The 16,440-nt window shown below is 39.9% G+C and carries 16 protein-coding genes and 1 pseudogene; 9 read left to right on the top strand and 8 right to left on the bottom strand.

The window, feature by feature from the left end; all coding sequences use genetic code 11:
• Positions 1–5: 5 nt before the first annotated feature.
• Positions 6–368, bottom strand: coding sequence for a response regulator transcription factor (locus tag G7074_RS24675; protein WP_124559917.1), 363 nt, complete (start codon positions 366–368; stop codon positions 6–8).
• 291 nt (positions 369–659) lie between these two features.
• Here G7074_RS24675 and G7074_RS24670 point away from each other — a divergent pair, with 291 nt between their 5' ends.
• Positions 660–974 carry a hypothetical protein gene (locus G7074_RS24670; RefSeq protein ID WP_124559918.1) on the top strand — a complete coding sequence of 105 codons (315 nt, stop codon included), beginning with the start codon at positions 660–662 and terminating at the stop codon, positions 972–974.
• A 124-nt stretch (positions 975–1,098) separates the two neighbouring features.
• On the opposite strand, the gene mnmA is transcribed toward G7074_RS24670, so the two are convergent.
• Positions 1,099–2,190 carry a tRNA 2-thiouridine(34) synthase MnmA gene (gene mnmA / locus G7074_RS24665; RefSeq protein ID WP_124559919.1) on the bottom strand — a complete coding sequence of 364 codons (1,092 nt, stop codon included), beginning with the start codon at positions 2,188–2,190 and terminating at the stop codon, positions 1,099–1,101.
• Between the two features lie 320 nt (positions 2,191–2,510).
• Here mnmA and G7074_RS24660 point away from each other — a divergent pair, with 320 nt between their 5' ends.
• Complete coding sequence (locus G7074_RS24660) at positions 2,511–4,796, top strand: GH92 family glycosyl hydrolase (RefSeq protein ID WP_199748323.1); 2,286 nt, start codon at positions 2,511–2,513, stop codon at positions 4,794–4,796.
• Between the two features lie 124 nt (positions 4,797–4,920).
• Here the strand turns inward: G7074_RS24660 and G7074_RS24655 are convergent, their stop codons facing one another.
• Positions 4,921–5,334 carry an EamA family transporter gene (locus tag G7074_RS24655; RefSeq protein WP_124559920.1) on the bottom strand — a complete coding sequence of 138 codons (414 nt, stop codon included), beginning with the start codon at positions 5,332–5,334 and terminating at the stop codon, positions 4,921–4,923.
• Positions 5,335–5,475: 141 nt separating this feature from the next.
• Here G7074_RS24655 and G7074_RS28035 point away from each other — a divergent pair.
• From G7074_RS28035 to G7074_RS24640, 3 genes and pseudogenes are all read left to right on the top strand, one after another.
• Positions 5,476–5,685: pseudogene (locus tag G7074_RS28035) on the top strand (ArsR/SmtB family transcription factor); the annotation flags it as partial.
• Positions 5,686–5,842: 157 nt separating this feature from the next.
• Positions 5,843–6,409 (top strand): DUF6428 family protein, encoded by a 567-nt coding sequence (locus G7074_RS24645; RefSeq protein WP_124559921.1) that lies wholly within the window; start codon positions 5,843–5,845, stop codon positions 6,407–6,409.
• Positions 6,410–6,421: 12 nt separating this feature from the next.
• The gene (locus G7074_RS24640; RefSeq protein WP_166211854.1) at positions 6,422–6,841 is read left to right on the top strand and encodes an arsenate reductase ArsC; all 420 of its coding nucleotides are present in this window, start codon (positions 6,422–6,424) and stop codon (positions 6,839–6,841) included.
• Between the two features lie 89 nt (positions 6,842–6,930).
• Here the strand turns inward: G7074_RS24640 and G7074_RS24635 are convergent, their stop codons facing one another.
• The 3 genes from G7074_RS24635 to G7074_RS24625 all read right to left on the bottom strand — a co-directional run bounded on the left by G7074_RS24635 (position 6,931) and on the right by G7074_RS24625 (position 9,645).
• The gene (locus tag G7074_RS24635; RefSeq protein WP_166211851.1) at positions 6,931–7,782 is read right to left on the bottom strand and encodes an SDR family oxidoreductase; all 852 of its coding nucleotides are present in this window, start codon (positions 7,780–7,782) and stop codon (positions 6,931–6,933) included.
• Positions 7,783–7,810: 28 nt separating this feature from the next.
• The gene (locus G7074_RS24630; RefSeq protein WP_124559924.1) at positions 7,811–8,650 is read right to left on the bottom strand and encodes an SDR family NAD(P)-dependent oxidoreductase; all 840 of its coding nucleotides are present in this window, start codon (positions 8,648–8,650) and stop codon (positions 7,811–7,813) included.
• 83 nt (positions 8,651–8,733) lie between these two features.
• Positions 8,734–9,645, bottom strand: coding sequence for an AraC family transcriptional regulator (locus G7074_RS24625; protein ID WP_124559925.1), 912 nt, complete (start codon positions 9,643–9,645; stop codon positions 8,734–8,736).
• Positions 9,646–9,893: 248 nt separating this feature from the next.
• Here G7074_RS24625 and G7074_RS24620 point away from each other — a divergent pair, with 248 nt between their 5' ends.
• The 3 genes from G7074_RS24620 to fabF all read left to right on the top strand — a co-directional run bounded on the left by G7074_RS24620 (position 9,894) and on the right by fabF (position 12,569).
• Positions 9,894–10,379 (top strand): PaaI family thioesterase, encoded by a 486-nt coding sequence (locus G7074_RS24620; protein WP_124559926.1) that lies wholly within the window; start codon positions 9,894–9,896, stop codon positions 10,377–10,379.
• A 12-nt stretch (positions 10,380–10,391) separates the two neighbouring features.
• Complete coding sequence (locus G7074_RS24615; RefSeq protein WP_124559927.1) at positions 10,392–11,156, top strand: SDR family oxidoreductase; 765 nt, start codon at positions 10,392–10,394, stop codon at positions 11,154–11,156.
• A gap of 162 nt (positions 11,157–11,318) precedes the next feature.
• Positions 11,319–12,569: a beta-ketoacyl-ACP synthase II gene (gene fabF / locus G7074_RS24610; protein WP_166211848.1), complete on the top strand. Its 1,251-nt coding sequence runs from the start codon at positions 11,319–11,321 to the stop codon at positions 12,567–12,569.
• Between the two features lie 245 nt (positions 12,570–12,814).
• Here fabF and G7074_RS24605 read toward each other — a convergent pair whose 3' ends face one another.
• Positions 12,815–13,468 (bottom strand): YceH family protein, encoded by a 654-nt coding sequence (locus G7074_RS24605; RefSeq protein WP_166211845.1) that lies wholly within the window; start codon positions 13,466–13,468, stop codon positions 12,815–12,817.
• Positions 13,469–13,663: 195 nt separating this feature from the next.
• Between G7074_RS24605 and G7074_RS24600 the strand changes: the two genes are divergently transcribed.
• Positions 13,664–14,710 carry an NAD(P)-dependent alcohol dehydrogenase gene (locus tag G7074_RS24600; RefSeq protein ID WP_124559930.1) on the top strand — a complete coding sequence of 349 codons (1,047 nt, stop codon included), beginning with the start codon at positions 13,664–13,666 and terminating at the stop codon, positions 14,708–14,710.
• A 47-nt stretch (positions 14,711–14,757) separates the two neighbouring features.
• Here G7074_RS24600 and G7074_RS24595 read toward each other — a convergent pair whose 3' ends face one another.
• Positions 14,758–16,371: a S8 family peptidase gene (locus G7074_RS24595; protein ID WP_124559931.1), complete on the bottom strand. Its 1,614-nt coding sequence runs from the start codon at positions 16,369–16,371 to the stop codon at positions 14,758–14,760.
• Between the last annotated feature and the right edge of the window lie 69 nt (positions 16,372–16,440).

The raw sequence follows: 16,440 nt of genomic DNA, 5'->3' as shown, positions 1-16,440 counted from the left end.
TAAATTTAATTCATCAGGTGTTTTTCTATTCTTCCTGCAAAATCGTTCAGGTCGAAAGGTTTATTAATAAAATCTTCCGCTGCGCATTTGGCTTTAACTGTATTTAAGTGGTTATTGGCCGACATCATCATTACCGGAATGTTGTGTGTTTTAATATTTTCTTTTAAAGTATTGCAAATATCCAGTCCGTTGCCATCAGGCAACATCACATCTAAAATCACCATATCAGGCAGGTGATTATTCATTTGTAACCAGAAGTCGCTGGTGTTGGGGCAGGTTTTTACTTCGTAAAGCTCCTCAATCAACAGAAATTCTATAATCTCCCTGATATTTGGATTATCTTCTACAACATAGATGCACTTTTTCATAAGTCCTCCTTTTAAAATAGATAACCGATCTAGTTATCAGATGTTTAAAATAGTTGTACACATTTATCAAGTTATTCACCATTGATAATGCCCTTGTCATGGCTGTATCTAATTTTTACTTTAACTGAAAAAAATGTCAGAATAAATTTTGATACTAATTTTTTTAGTATAGATTTGCTTTTGGAGAAACCGAAAATACGTTAGGCTGATGTTTAAACCCAACGTATGGTGTGTAATTATTTTAAACAAAAAGCTTATGGCTTCGTTTGTTTGCTGATATATTTATTTTTTATGACCGTTACCGTTTTAGCCATATTTGAAACAGATTTCAGACCCGATCTTTCCTTAGGGAAAATTATGAATGAAAGATTAAGGATAGCTGCTGCAGATTTACAGGATATTCACCTGCAATCTTTACATTCAGTGGGGCAGCGAAATGATGATTTAGTAGTTTACGTGAGTTATAACCCCAAATACAAAATCAGGTGGCGCGTAGTAAATGATGTACCCGAAGATGTAGAGCATTTTGTTGCTCAGGTGTGCGGTGATTTAGGATATATTCATTGGAAAACAGCTACCCTAAATGTTTTTAAAGGGAGTGAATAATATGGTGTTCGTCATCTCGACTGAAGCGCAGCGAAACGGAGAGATCTTTTGTAATTAGATTTAGCTTCGCTGAGCACTCCGTGGTTCTCGGCTGTGTTGCACTTCGCTCGAAATGACGCTCCTCTTAAATTAAAAAACCACCACCCAATAAATCGTTTCCTTCGTAAAACACTGCCGATTGGCCGGGTGCAATAGCCGATACATTGTGATCGAACACTACGCGCATTTTATCTTTTTCCTGCACAATTGTGCTCAGCATCCCTGCATCTTTGTAGCGTATTTTAGTGATGATATCGCTCATCGGTTCTTCAATGCTGGCGTATTTAATCAGGTTAATATTCCTTACCATCGCTTCGCGGCGCTCCAGTTCTTCGGCTTTGCCTAAAACCACCGTATTGCTTTCGGGCAGGATCTGGGTTACAAACATAGGCTCGCCAAAAGCAACACCCAGGCCTTTGCGCTGGCCAATGGTATAAAAAGGGTAGCCCTTGTGCTGGCCCACCACCATGCCATTGCTCAATATGAAATTACCACCCGCAACTCTGTCTTCTAAATCTTCAACTTTATGTTTTAAGAAAGCCCTGTAATCGTTATCCGGAACGAAACAAATTTCGTAACTCTCCGATTTTTTAGCCAACTCTTCCTGACCCATATCTAAAGCCATTTGTCTGATTTCAGATTTTGCGAAGCTTCCAAGAGGAAATTTGGTGCGCGAAAGGTTTTCTTGCGAAACACCCCACAATACGTACGACTGATCTTTATTTTCGTCTTTTCCTTTCGAAATTACATAACGGCCACTATCTTGCTGGCGGATATTAGCATAATGCCCTGTTGCAATAAATTCGCAGTCGAGTTTATTGGCACGTTTTAATAAAGCTTCCCATTTAATGTGCGTGTTGCACAATACGCATGGGTTTGGTGTTCTTCCGGCCAGGTATTCATCTACAAAATTATCGATTACATAATCGCCAAATTCGTCTCTGATATCCAATATATAATGCGGAAAACCATAGTTTACAGCAAGTGTACGGGCATCGTTAATGCTATCTAAAGAGCAGCAACCAGTTTCCTTACTGCTACCGCCAGAGCTAGCATAGTCCCAGGTCTTCATGGTTAATCCAATCACCTCGTAACCTTGCTCATGCAACATTACAGCCGCTACCGAACTATCAACCCCGCCACTCATGGCAACCAGAATTCTACCGTGTTTACTCATTTTAAAAATATAGGATGCAAAAATAAGGTTTATTTAGCTGAAATTGTTTAAAGGAAGTCAGTTACTTGTAAAAAGCTTTGGATTGTAAAATCCGTAAAATAGAATTGTGCGATTGCTAAATTGCCCGATTGTTGAGCATCTCTGGTTAAGCAGTTTGAACAATTAACCGGTTAACCAATAAACCGGGTTTCCCTAAATTTAAACCATATAAAATGTATTTTTTGTTTTACTTAAACGTTTTAGTCTTGTTATTTGCGCATATTTGAAGATAAATTTCTACCTTAGAATTTTAAAGAAAACAAGCTAATCTCAAAACGGATATGATTAAAAAAGTTATGCTGCCCTGTCTTTTGCTTTCAGGCATGGTTGCTTCGGCACAGCAGAATCTGGTGCAGTATGTTAAGCCGATTATTGGTACTTCAAAAATGGGGCATACCTATCCCGGTGCAACTGTTCCTTTTGGTGCAGTACAGTTAAGTCCCGAAACCGATACCTTATCTTACGAAGTAAACGGTAAGTACAATGGTGACGTGTACAAATATTGCGCGGGTTATAAATATGAAGATAAAACCATTACCGGATTTAGCCATACGCATTTTAGCGGGACCGGACATTCTGATCTGGGCGATTTTTTAATCATGCCAACGCAAGGCAAGCTACAGTTAAATCCGGGTATTGCATCAAATCCTAAAGGCGGTTACCGTTCGGCTTTTTCGCATGCAAACGAAGTGGCCGAAGCAGGTTATTACAAAGTGAAGCTGGATGATGATAATATCACTGCAGAACTTACTTCGACCACACGCGTGGGGATGCATCAATATACTTTTCCTAAATCAGATCAATCGCATATTATCTTAGATTTGATGGCCGGGATTTATAATTATGAAGAAAAAACAGTTTGGACCTATGTTCGCGTAGTAAACGATACGCTGATTACCGGCTATCGCCAAACCAATGGCTGGGCCAGAACCAGAACAGTATATTTTGCGATGAGTTTTTCTAAACCTTTTAAAAGCTATGGGCGTAAAAGTTACGATGCCAAACAAGCTTACCGCGGATTCTGGGGTAAATTTAATCAGGAACAGAACTTCCCTGAAATTGCAGGCAAAAAGTTAAAAATGTTCTTCGATTTTGATACGCAGGAAGGAGAGAAGGTGAAAATTAAGTTTGCGCTTTCGCCGGTTAGCCAGGAAAATGCCTTGCAGAACATGCGTGCCGAAATTTCGGGCTGGGATTTTGAAAAAGTTAAAGCACAGGCGCAGGCTACCTGGAACAAGGAGTTGAATAAAGTGCAGGTAACTACCTCTAAGGATAATAAAATTAATTTTTATACTGCTTTATACCACGCTTACATTAACCCTACAACCTACACCGATGTTAACGGCGAATATAAAGGTTTAGATCAGGGGGTACATAAAGCTGATGGTTTTACCAATTACACTACTTTTTCACTTTGGGATACTTACCGGGCATTACATCCGTTTTTTAACATTACGCAGCCTGGCCGCAGTAACGATATGGTGAAATCGATGCTCGCTCATTACGATCAAAGCAGTTTACACATGTTGCCAATCTGGTCGCACTATGCCAACGATAACTGGTGTATGAGTGGTTACCACAGCGTTTCAGTTATTTCAGATGCTATTATTAAAGGTACCTATACCGGCGATGCGAATAAGGCATTGGATGCTTGTATAGCTACAGCGAAGCACCGCGATTACGAAGGGATTGGTTACTATATGGATAAGGGTTACATTCCTGCCGAAAAATCGGGTATCTCTGTTTCTAACAATCTGGAGTATTCTTACGACGACTGGTCAATTGCCCAACTGGCTAAGAAACTGAACCGTATGGATGTTTATGATGAATTTATTAAACGGTCTAACAACTGGAAAAATAACTATGATAGCGCCACAGGCTTTATGCGCCCTAAACTGGCCGATGGTACCTTTAAAAAACAATTCGATCCGAAAGATACCGAAGGACAGGGTTTTATTGAAGGTAACAGCTGGAACTACAGTTTCTTTGTACCACAAGATCCGGCAACGCTGATTGAAATGATGGGTGGCAAAAAGAAATTCGCAATACGCCTGGATACTTTATTTACCATGCATTTACCTGATGAATTTTTTGCACACACCGAAGATATTACACGCGAAGGCATTATTGGTGGTTATGTTCATGGAAATGAGCCTGCGCATCACATTGCTTACCTGTATAACTGGGCCGATCAGCCCTGGAAAACACAGGCTCAGGTACGCCACATTTTAAACATGCAATATAAACCAACTGCCGATGGTTTGGGCGGAAATGATGACTGCGGACAAATGAGCGCCTGGTATATGTTCTCTTCGCTTGGATTTTATCCGGTGGCACCAGGTTCTGATGTGTATTCGTTGGGTAGTCCACTGGTTAGCCATGCGGTAATCAATTTAGAAAATGGCAAAACCTTCACCGTTGAGGCCATTAAACAAAGTGACAAAAATGTGTATGTAGAAAAAGTTTTATTGAACGGCAAAGAAATCAGCAATCATAAAATTAAACATGCGGATATTACCAATGGTGGTAAACTTACTTTCTTTATGAGCGCAAAACCGAAAAAGTAATTACTCATCCCTATATAAATGTAGAACCGTTGGCTATGTATTAGTCAGCGGTTTTTTTTGTTGAAATTTTTAAGGTTTCGAGTATAAGGTTTTAAGGTAGTTTTTATGTTTTTAGGATAAAAAACTATAGCAAAATTACAATGCTTCCGGCAACAATCAGCCCGCCACCAATAAGTGTTTTAGCATCGATGGGTTCTTTTAGAATTAAAAATGCAAGTCCCATGGCAATGGCCACACTGAGTTTATCAATGGGTGCTACTTTAGAAACATCGCCGGTTTCGAGCGCTTTGAAGTAAAAAATCCACGAAAGGCCAGTTGCCAGCCCGGATAATCCTAAAAAGAGGAGGTTGTTTTTGCTCAATGTTTTGAGTTGGGTAATTTCTCCGGTTGCCAGTACAATGCCCCAGGCAATAAACAGAATTAAAACCGTTCTAATGGCCGTTGCAACATTTCCATTAATCCCTTTAAGCCCAACTTTAGCTAAAATGGCTGTTGCAGCAGCAAATAAGGCCGAAAGTATGGCGTAAAATTTCCACATAGATTGATTTTTTTTATTAAATTACTAATTTTTATTCACTAAACAGAACGTCCAAATCTATTGTAAGGTTGTATTTGGCCATTATACTGGAAATAAATTTTAATATTCAATCTAACTATCGTAATATTGCGATATATAATTATGGGACTTACTAAAACAGAAATTTTTACCGAAGAACAAAACCAGCTGGCAGCACTGCTTAAGGCGATGGCACATCCTGCCCGTATTGCTATTCTACAGCGTATTCTTAAGTCAAATACCTGCATTTGTGGCGATTTGGTAGAGGAAATTGGTTTAGCACAAGCAACCATTTCGCAGCATTTAAAAGAACTTAAAAATGCAGGTATTATCTAGGGAACCATAGAAGGAGTAAGCATTTGCTATTGTATTGAATCTAAAATGTTGAAGTTCTTACAAAAACAACTTGGCGATTTTTTCTCATCATATCAGGGTGAGCAAAACTGCTGTTAAAATTTTTTATACAAATCAATCGTTAAATTGCAATATTATGATTAATAACATCTCTATTGATTGGAGCAGTTTCAAAACTGAACTTCAACAACATCCAGAATTGGTACTACAATTCCGGTATGCCTCTGATAAATTGGTTAAAGCCAATTATCACATCACCGAAATTAAACAGGCCCCCATTGTGTCGGTTGATTGTGGTGGAGTAATGAACGTATGGACCGAAATTATTGTGCAGCTTTGGGAACCTGAAATGCAGGAAGAAGCTAGGGCCATGCAGGTGAAAAAGGCATTGTCTATCATCGATTTAGTTGAAAGTAAACTGCCGTTAAACCCTAATGTCATTGTTAAAATTGAATTTGGAAATTCTGCTTTTGACACCAGGCAAATGTTTCCTGGTGAATTTAAAATTGATGGCGAAAACCTGATTTTGGACCTAACACCCGATGCAACACAATGTAAAGCCATTGGCAGAGGTGGCAGCTGCGGAACTACAGCAACAGGCGAAGAGTGTTGTGCGCCAGTACAACCTGAAAAAAGAAAAGTTGAGCTGGTAAATTTGGCTGCAAACGAAACCAATTGTAAACTTGGAAGCGGCTGTTGTTAATCACTTAAATTTATGAAAAATGTATTAGTGCTGTGTACAGGTAATAGCTGCAGAAGTCAGCTGGCAGAAGGTTATCTGAAACATTTTGCGCAAACCAAAGCTAAAATTTACAGTGCCGGAATTGAAGTTCATGGTGTTAACCCCAAAGCGGTATTGATTATGGCAGAAGATGGAATTGATATATCCGGTCAAACGTCAAACAATATTAATGAATATGTTGATGTTCCGTTTGATTATGTGATTACGGTTTGCGATCATGAGAAAGAAAGCTGTCCGTATTTTCCAACACAAGCCATCAAGCTGCACCATAATTTTCCCGATCCGGCAAAAGCTATTGGTACGGAAACAGAAATTATGGCTGAATTTAAGAGAACCAGAGATTTGGTAAAGGTTTACATGGAAGATTTTGTTAGCAAAAATTTAAGCGAGTAGCCTGGCAATAAATGTTTGTACACTATATTAATAGGATAAAAAGAATTATCACGAACCCGCTAATCTGCCAGTTCGTGATAAAATTCTAATTAAGCATTCGCCGCTTCAAAGTTCGTAGCTGTTGCCAGGTATTTCCAGTTAGCCATATCCCTTTGTACATCAGTTATTTTTGCTTCTGCAACCTGATAGGCATCGGGTCCCAGGAATAAATGCAATGGTGGATTTTCGCTTTTAGCAGCTTCAATCATTACTTCAGCAGCTTTGGCCGGGTCGCCGGGCTGTTGGTTGTTAATATCGTTCTGGTGCATAGCCTGCGAATCGCGCACTTCTTTGTAGGCATCGATAGGGTTTGCCGGGACAGCTAAAGAGCTTGTGTTCAGAAATTCTGTCCGGAAATAACCCGGTTCTACTACTGTTGCCTTAATACCTTGCGATTTTACTTCTGCTGCCAGCGATTCGGTAAAGCCTGCTACAGCAAATTTGGTAGCGCAATAGATGCCAAATCCAGGGAAATTTCCTGAGAAACCACCGATAGATGAAATATTGAAAATATGCCCTGATTGCTGTTTTCGCATTTGTGGCAATACCTTTCTAATTACATTCAGTGAACCGAAAACATTGATGTCGAAATTCTCACGTGATTCTTTGTCGCTCAACTCTTCAAGCGCACCCAACATGCCGTAGCCTGCATTGTTAACCACTACATCTACACGGCCAAATTTGCTGATGGTTTGGCTGATCGCCGCTTCTACACTGCCTTCGTTGATTAAATCTACAACTAAGGGCAAAAAGTTTTCGTGTTCGCCAACTGCTTTGGATAAATCGCTTAAATTTCTCGAAGTTGCTGCAACATGATATCCATTGCCCAATAATTTTTTTACTAAGGTTAGTCCCAGGCCTTTTGAAGCGCCGGTTACAAACCATACTTTCTGGTTGTCCATAATCTTTTTCTTAAATTTTAAATAGGGTTTACTGGTCGAAATCTGTTGAGATAGAAATCGGTTTCCATGCATTAATTTCTTTACTTAATGCTTCAATTTTGGCTGTAGCGCGGTCAAATGCATCTCTACCTAATAATAAGTGCAATGGTGGGTTGGGCATGCTGGCAAGCGAAATCATGGCTGCAGCTGCTTTTTCCGGATCGCCTATTTGCTGGCCATCCATTTTTAGATACCGGGCGTGCGTTTCCCTTACTGCTTCATATTCGGCAATTGGATTAGCGGCCAGTGCCAAAGATTCGGCGGTTAAAAAACTGGTTCTGAATGCACCAGGTGCAACTACGGTAACTTTAATGCCAAAATCTTTAAGGTCTTCGGCCAATATTTCGGATAGGGAAATTACTGCCGATTTAGCAGCAGCGTATATAGCCCAGCCAGTTGCGCCTGTAATGCCGGCAATTGAAGAAATATTGATAATATGCCCTGAGCGTTGCGCCCTCAAATAAGGAGAAGCTTTTCTGATTACATTTAAGGTACCGAATACATTTACGTCGAAACTATTGCGTGTTTCTGCATCGCTAAGTTCTTCTATACTGCCGCCAATGCCATAACCAGCATTATTGATAATCACATCAATGCGTTCGAATTGGGTAACAGTTGCTTTAATGGCTTTTTCTACACTTTGTTCGTCTGAAAGATTAACCGAAAGCGGAAGGAATTTTTTCGAATCAGTAGCTACTGCTTGTTTCAGTTCGGCAATATTTCTCGAAGTGGCTGCAACATATTGGCCGGCTTTTAACAATTGATGAACCAAACTTAATCCTAAGCCTTTCGAAGCTCCGGTAATAAACCAAACTTTTTTCTTGTCCATAATTTTATCTTTTTTTGTTTAGACAAAATTACAAACAAGAGGCATGCTACCTATTACATGATTCAAACCGATGATTACGAAATTCAAACAATTCGGTAAGAGGTAGGGGTGTGGTTGGTTAATTTTTTGAAAAAGTTATTAAAATGGGTAGGTTCTTCAAAGCCTAGGCAGTAACCAATTTCCGATATATTCCAGTCGGTATGCTTTAATAAGGCTTTAGCTTCGCTTAGTAAGCGTTCGGTAATGTAATGGGTAGTGGTTTTACCTGTAGTTTCTTTAATGGCGCGGTTAAGGTGGTTAACATGTACCGAAAGTTGCGAGGCGTAATCTTTTGCCGAGCGCATGGTTAACCTCTGGGTAGTATTTTCGATTGGGAACTGGCGTTCCAGCAGCTCGGTAAATACCGATGTAATCCGGCTGTTTGCATCTACATGTTTAAATAAAGCTTCCGAAGGCTGTGTTTTTAAGGCAAAGTGCGTAATCTCGGTAATGTAGTTCCTTAAGAGGTCGTATTTATACACGTAATCGGTATTAATCTCTTCAAACATTTTCGAAAAGATGCTTTCTACATGTGCTTCCTGTGCTTCATTTAAAATGTAAGCTGGCTTGCCACCGGGTATAAACATGGGTAAGTCGCCAATGTTCCCGCGGATTTTTTCCTTAAAAAAGGATTCAGTAAAAATGCAAAAGAAACCGGTAACATTGCTTTTTTGCCCGCTCGCCAATTCCCAGGTGTAAGGAACAAGCGGGTTGAAAAATATCAATGCGGTGCCATTTATCTCTACACTTTTATCTGCGTAGTGATATACGTTGTGACCGCGAATCAGCGAAACTTTATAGTAATCACGGCGGTTATAGCTCATCGGTCTGGCGTCTTCTTTCAGGCAGTCTTCCAGCTTAAAAACATTAAAGTGACCTACGTCATTCTGTAGGTTTTCGGGTAGAAAACTGAATTTGTTTCTGTAAAAATCTTCTATGCTCTCTGGTTTGCTCATAAAATCAAAGTTACAAAATTCAAACGTTAAAACTAAAATCTGCTTTCCTGTTATACAAAGCAATTCAGCCAGTATTCTACTCCACTTGAAAAAAAGATTTTCTGGCGACAAATAAATATACCGATCGGTATATATTTGTCCTGTTATTATGAATTGATGTCTGGAAATCTTGTATTTCGAGATGAAGGAAAGAAGCAGAGCCTGAAAAATATTTTTTTTGCTATAAAATATACCGATCGGTATTTAATATGAAACGAACTAAAGAAATAACCTGGGAAGACCCAATGAAAGGCGCACAAGAAGCCATGAAAATGGATGGTATAGCTTATTTAGAGGCCATGCGTGACAATCAGTTTCCCTTGCCACCACTTTTATACACTTTGGATTTTAGCGTAACCGAAATAGAAAAAGGGAATGTAGTTTTCGAATTTACCCCACAGGAATTCCATTATAATCCTATCGGAACAGTGCATGGTGGCGTAATTACGGCTATTTTAGATTCGGCTATGGGCTGTTCGGTGCATTCGCTTTTGCCCGCCGGAACGGGCTACACCACCTTAGAACTTAAAGTAAATTTCCTGAAAGCGGTTACCATCAAAACCGGAAAATTAAAAACACAGGCTAAAGTGATTAATCTGGGTGGTCGCACTGCTTTGCTTGAAGCTCAATTACTTGATGAAAATAATACCACTTATGCTCACGCGGTGAGCACTTGTTTAATCTTAAAATTTTAAAAAAAATATAAAATGAAAACTTCACAAAATACTGTTTTATTAATCGGCGGTACTGCCGGTATCGGTTTAGAAATTGCTAAACAATTAACTGCTTTAAACAACCATGTAATTGTTACCGGAAGGAACCAGGAGCGTTTAGACGCTGTTGCGGCATCGTTAAGTAATGTTACAACCATCCTGTCGGATGTAAGCAAGGCCGAAGATGTAGAGGCTTTGGTAGCACGTATTAAAGCCGATTATCCGCAGTTAAACATCGTGATTAATAATGCTGGGAGAGCCATTCTGTATAACCTGGCAGATCATAATGAGGATGCTTATGCCAATGCAGCAGACGAAATGCTGACCAATTATTTATCCATCATTAGGGTTAATCAGAAATTACTGCCTGTACTAACTCAGCAAGAATCAGCAGCTATTGTAAATGTTTCTTCAATTGTGGCTTATGTACCAGGCGTTACCTTGCCAACCTATGCGGCCAGTAAAGCAGCTTTACATTCTTATTCTACTTCGTTAAGGTTGAGTTTGGAAGGATCGCCTGTTAAGGTTTTCGAATTGATGCCGCCATTGGTTGATACCGAATTCTCTAAAGAAATTGGTGGGCATAACGGTATAAAACCAAGTATGGTAGCTGATGAACTGATTGCTGCTTTGGCAAACGATGATTTTGAAATCAGGGTTGGTGATACGGCAAAAATATACGAATTGTACAGACAATCGCCTGCAGATGCCTTAAATGTCATGAATGCAAACCGAAAAGCCTGGATTGAATCTGTTTAACAAGCAGGGGATAAGCAGGAACAAAAAGGATTCAGGCTTTACATTTATCATATCAATTTTAGCTACAGGAATAGTACTTTTGCCGCGATAAGTGTAAATCCCGGATTTGCGCTTGCCTTTAATTACAAGCTGATTTAAAGGCATTGACTAAAAATAATTAACATGAAAAGAGTAGTAGTAACAGGTTTGGGCGCAATAACCCCACTTGGAAATACCGTTGAAAGCTTTTGGCAACAGATACTGGCTGGCAAAAGTGGTGTTGGTCCGATTACAAAATTTGATGCTTCAAAGTTTAAAACCCAGTTTGCAAGCGAGGTAAAAGACTTTAATGCCGAGACCTTTCTGGATAAAAAGGAAATAAAAAAATACGACGTTTTTACGCAGTATGCAATCGCTTCAAGCGATCAGGCGATAACCGATTCGGGCCTCGATTTTAGTACAATGACCGATGATGAACTGGCCGAAGTAGGGGTAATCTGGGCAACCGGAAATGGTGGTATCGGTACGTTTGAAGCGCAGCTTGAAGAATTCCATGCTGGTGATGGTACGCCGAGGTTTAGCCCGTTTTTTATCCCTAAAATGATTGTGGATATCGCAGCAGGTGTAATTTCGATCAGACACCGTTTACGCGGTCCAAATTATTGTACCGTTTCCGCTTGTGCTTCTTCTAACACGGCTATTATTAATGCTTTTGATACCATTCGTTTGGGTAAAGCAGCCATTATGATTGCCGGAGGTTCGGAAGCTGCCATTACCAAATCATCAGTAGGTGGATTTAATGCAGCCCAGGCTTTATCGAAAAGAAATGATGATCCACAGGGTGCGTCACGACCTTTTGATACAGATCGCGACGGATTTGTGATGGGTGAAGGAGCAGGAGCCTTGATTTTAGAGGAACTGGAGCATGCTGTTAGCCGTGGTGCACATATTTATGCCGAAATTGTTGGTGGCGGTATGGCCGGAGATGCTTATCACTTAACCGGAACGCCTCCTGATGGGGTTGGTGCCGGATTGGGTATGACCAGCGCTTTAAAAGATGCAGGAATTACTGCTGATCAGATTGATTACATTAATGCACACGCTACTTCAACCGGTTTGGGCGATTTGAGTGAGCTACAGGCTATCAATCGCGTCTTTAATGGCTTGCCTGTGGTAATTGGTGCAACTAAATCTATGACGGGTCACTTGTTAGGTGCGGCTGGTGCGATTGAAAGTGTGATCAGCATTTTAGCCATCAGAGATGGTATTATTCCGCCAACAATTAATACGAAAAACCTGGATGAAAATATTCCTAAAGGTTTAAATATTGTTCTGGGCGAGCCAATTAAAAAAGAAATTAATTATGTATTAAACAACACTTTTGGTTTCGGAGGGCATACCGCCAGTACGATATTTAAAAAGTACACGGCTTAATTTATTTTTTTATTATAAAGTGATTGCCTGGTTCATAGCCGGGCATTTTTTTTCCTTGAGTTTTTTGCCACGGAGGCACGGAAAAACACGGAGAAATTATTGGGTAATGATCGAGAGACTAAATAGATTTCTCCGCTACGGTCGAAATGACGGTTTGGCTATGAAGATTTAGCTCCACTCGAAATGACGTTTGGGCTATGGGTAGAAATAATGAACTATTGACCAATAAACCATTGACGACCAAACTATTTATCCATCAACAAATTAACCAGTTCTTTCAGCTCTTCTACTTCCTTTTCCAGTTTTTCGATACGGTTTTCCAATTCGGTTGAATCAAAAGCGGAGACCACCGGGGAGCTTTCTGTTTCGGGTTCTGTAGTGGTTTCTGCCTGTTCGCCTAATAAATGTGCAAAACGTGCTTCTTTTTGTCCGGTTCTTTTGGGCAGCTGTTTTACAAAAGCGGGTTCATCTTCTGATAGTTTTTCCAGCTGTGTTAAAACTTCTTCAATGTTTTCAAACTCATATAACCTGCCCGAATTACTATTTATTTCGCCCGGGGTTAATGGACCACGTAATAATAAAAGACAAATAATGGCCAACTCAGAAGGTAACAGTAGGTAAACGATTGCCAGGTTGTGTTTATATTTAGTTGCACGACTGGAACCACCTGTAGCTGTTGAGATTAACCCTTTAATTTTAAGCTGGTTTAAGGTTAAGGTAATTGTTTCTTCATCGTAATTTACTACCGGGTTTCTCGAGCTTTTTTGGTTGCATGCAGCGGTTAAGCTATTCAGCGTCATTGGGTAATAATCGGGTGTGGTTCGGCTTTTTTCTATTAATGCGCCTAAAACACGTTGTTCTTCTGCAGATAAATCGGGTAGTGGTTTTACGTTGTCCATTTTATAAAAATATAAATTGAATGAATATTTTGAAAATTATTTTGCTATAGCTTAATTTATAAGGGATTAGTGTAAAATAGCTCGTTTTTTTAGTCGCTGAAAATAGAAATGCAACAATATGGCATATCCCGAAATGAAGCAGGCATGACGAATGCTAAAGCTTAATCTTCTAGCTTTGAATAAAACTTAAAATATATGATAGCTGCAAAAGGATACGCTGTTCACAGCCAAACCGATAAACTGGCTCCATGGAATTTCGAAAGAAGAAACGTTGGACCAAAAGATGTATTGATCGAAATTTTATTCAGCGGAATTTGTCATTCCGATATTCACCAGGTGCGTAGCGAGTGGGGGCCTGCGAGGTACCCAATGGTTCCGGGCCACGAAATTGTGGGCCGTATTACCGAAGTAGGTTCGGCGGTATCTAAATTTAAAGTAGGCGATTTAGCTGGTATTGGCTGTATGGTTGATAGTTGTAAGGAATGCCCAACCTGTAAAGGCGGTCAGCAGCAGTTTTGCGAAAAAGGCGAAACCGTTTGGACTTACAACAGCGTAGAGCGCGATAAAACTACGCCAACTTACGGTGGCTACTCGAACAAAATTGTGTGTACCGAAGAATTTGTGGTTCATGTATCAGATAAACTTCCGCTGGCTGGGGTAGCACCTTTGCTTTGTGCCGGAATTACAACCTATTCGCCCATTAAAAGATGGGGCATTACCAAAGGACATAAAGTTGCCATTTTAGGTCTTGGTGGTTTAGGTCATATGGCGGTTAAATTTGCCGTTGCATTTGGTGCCGATGTTACGGTTTTAAGTACTTCGCCTTCAAAAGAAGCTGATGCCAGAAAATTAGGTGCCCATAATTTTGTAGTAACAAAAGATGCTGAACAACTGGCTCAATATACCAAGCATTTCGATTTTATTATCGATTCGGTTTCAGCACCACATAACTACGAAATGTACTTTAAGCTTTTAAAGGTTAATGGTGTACACATTTGCGTAGGTTTACCGGCAGAGCCAATTAAATTCCCGGGTTCGGCTTTAATGCATGGCAACAGGGCTTTAACAGCTTCGAGTATTGGTGGTATTGAAGAAACACAGGAGATGCTCGATTTTTGTGCAGCGCACGATATCGTTTCGGAGGTGGAAGTAATTAACATCAATTACGTAAACGAAGCCTACGAGCGGGTATTAAACAGCGATGTAAAGTATCGCTTTGTAATTGATATGGATACATTGTAATTCGATAAAGAAGTCAAGTTTTTAAAACTTGACTTCTTTAAAAATATTTATTTAGCAGTAGTTTTACCTGAATAGGTAGCTGCTAATTTCAACGCATTGTAAGCATTAACGATACCTCCACTGATACAAAGATCAGAAAAAGGAACTGATACTTTCTCAGCACCTGGCTCTTCGCCTTTAGCATAAGAAACATTGTGGTTTACTTTTGTGACCGATTTAACAATGATTTCTTTAACCTGAGCAGCCGTTAATTTCGGATAGTAAGAACGGATTAAACCCGCTAAACCTGCAACAACAGGAGAGGCCATACTGGTACCATCTAAGTTTTTGTATTTAGAACCCGGTACAGTAGAGTAAATGTGTACACCTGGCGCAAAAACATCAACCTGTGTTTTACCAAAATTAGAGAAACTGGCTTTTAATGTCTCATCGTCAGTTGGGCCAGAAGCGCCAACTGTAATCCACGATGCGATGGTTTTTTCATCCAGGTCTTTATGGTTAGGGTAATTGGTTTCTACATCGATATCTTTGTTTTCGTTGCCGGCAGCTTGTACAATCAATACGTCTTTAGAAGCAGCATATTTCATGGCATCATTAACAATAGCTTTATTCCAGCTATAAGCTTTACCAAAGCTCATATTAATTACCTTAGCGCCATTATCAACCGCATAACGGATTCCGTTTGCTACGTCTTTGTCGCGCTCATCGCCGTTTGGTGTACAACGTACGCCCATAATGGCAACATTATCGGCAACGCCCCAGATTCCAATTTTATTGGTTCTATCTGCCGCAATAATACCGGCAACGTGCGAACCGTGCATGGCATCCGGACCAGCAACATCATTGTTTCCGTAAAATTTCTCGTTAACATCATCCGGATTATCGCCAACAATATCGCGTGGGTTATAATCAAGGTTTAGGTTATATTCTGCCTGACGGGTGTAATAATCGAAACCTTCCTTAATCTGATCTTCGTAAAAATCTTTAAAACTACCTTCTTCAAGCTGTTTTGCCAATACACTTTGTATACGGCCTTCAATTGGTGTGCTAGGTTTAAAGTTTTTAAAGTCTTCGGCAGTAGGATTTTCTTTACCGATTTTTTTTACCACAGCATCAAGTGCATTTTTAAATCCGCTAATACCGGCTAAGTTTGCTTTGGCTTCTCCCAGTTGTTTTTCGAGGTCAGCTCTTTCTGCCTTAAAAGTTTCCCAGTCTTTTTTGTCTTTTTCTGCAACGTTTGCATCAGTTGTATTGGCAAAACGGGCCATATCGCGGCGTACCAAACGGGTTAACTCTAAGGTTTCAAAGTTTACCGATCCCTTTGGGCCACCAATAAAGTTCCAGCCGTTAATATCATCGGCATAACCGTTTTTATCATCGTCTTTACCATTGCCGGCAATTTCTTTTTTGTTTACCCACATGATGCGTTTTAAGTCTTCATGTGTAGCTTCCACACCACCATCGTTAACGGCAACAATTACCTTAACCGATTTTTTGCCTTTTAAAAGCTCTTTATATGCTTTTTCGGTACTGATACCGAATGTACTATCACTTTTAAGATCAAGATTTTGCCAGTTTGCTTTTTGTGCCTGCACCAAAGCTGGTACCGCACTTACGAGCGCTGCACTTAAAAGCGCGCTGAAAATTCTACTTTTATTCATTCTATATTTTTGAATTAAACGCCGAAAGTTAATTTTAATTTTTCTATTAGACGAAAATGTATTAAAAAT

It is taken from the genome of Pedobacter sp. HDW13 (genome assembly GCF_011303555.1).
Lineage (GTDB): Bacteria > Bacteroidota > Bacteroidia > Sphingobacteriales > Sphingobacteriaceae > Pedobacter.
This window is presented reverse-complemented; position numbering and strand designations above follow the sequence as displayed.

Coding starts and splice junctions, on each gene's coding strand:
- G7074_RS24675 (WP_124559917.1), bottom strand. CDS start 368: ATGAAAAAGTGCATCTATGTTGTAGAAGATAATCCAAATATCAGGGAG.
- G7074_RS24670 (WP_124559918.1), top strand. CDS start 660: ATGACCGTTACCGTTTTAGCCATATTTGAAACAGATTTCAGACCCGAT.
- mnmA (WP_124559919.1), bottom strand. CDS start 2,190: ATGAGTAAACACGGTAGAATTCTGGTTGCCATGAGTGGCGGGGTTGAT.
- G7074_RS24660 (WP_199748323.1), top strand. CDS start 2,511: ATGATTAAAAAAGTTATGCTGCCCTGTCTTTTGCTTTCAGGCATGGTT.
- G7074_RS24655 (WP_124559920.1), bottom strand. CDS start 5,334: ATGTGGAAATTTTACGCCATACTTTCGGCCTTATTTGCTGCTGCAACA.
- G7074_RS24645 (WP_124559921.1), top strand. CDS start 5,843: ATGATTAATAACATCTCTATTGATTGGAGCAGTTTCAAAACTGAACTT.
- G7074_RS24640 (WP_166211854.1), top strand. CDS start 6,422: ATGAAAAATGTATTAGTGCTGTGTACAGGTAATAGCTGCAGAAGTCAG.
- G7074_RS24635 (WP_166211851.1), bottom strand. CDS start 7,782: ATGGACAACCAGAAAGTATGGTTTGTAACCGGCGCTTCAAAAGGCCTG.
- G7074_RS24630 (WP_124559924.1), bottom strand. CDS start 8,650: ATGGACAAGAAAAAAGTTTGGTTTATTACCGGAGCTTCGAAAGGCTTA.
- G7074_RS24625 (WP_124559925.1), bottom strand. CDS start 9,645: ATGAGCAAACCAGAGAGCATAGAAGATTTTTACAGAAACAAATTCAGT.
- G7074_RS24620 (WP_124559926.1), top strand. CDS start 9,894: ATGAAACGAACTAAAGAAATAACCTGGGAAGACCCAATGAAAGGCGCA.
- G7074_RS24615 (WP_124559927.1), top strand. CDS start 10,392: ATGAAAACTTCACAAAATACTGTTTTATTAATCGGCGGTACTGCCGGT.
- fabF (WP_166211848.1), top strand. CDS start 11,319: ATGAAAAGAGTAGTAGTAACAGGTTTGGGCGCAATAACCCCACTTGGA.
- G7074_RS24605 (WP_166211845.1), bottom strand. CDS start 13,468: ATGGACAACGTAAAACCACTACCCGATTTATCTGCAGAAGAACAACGT.
- G7074_RS24600 (WP_124559930.1), top strand. CDS start 13,664: ATGATAGCTGCAAAAGGATACGCTGTTCACAGCCAAACCGATAAACTG.
- G7074_RS24595 (WP_124559931.1), bottom strand. CDS start 16,371: ATGAATAAAAGTAGAATTTTCAGCGCGCTTTTAAGTGCAGCGCTCGTA.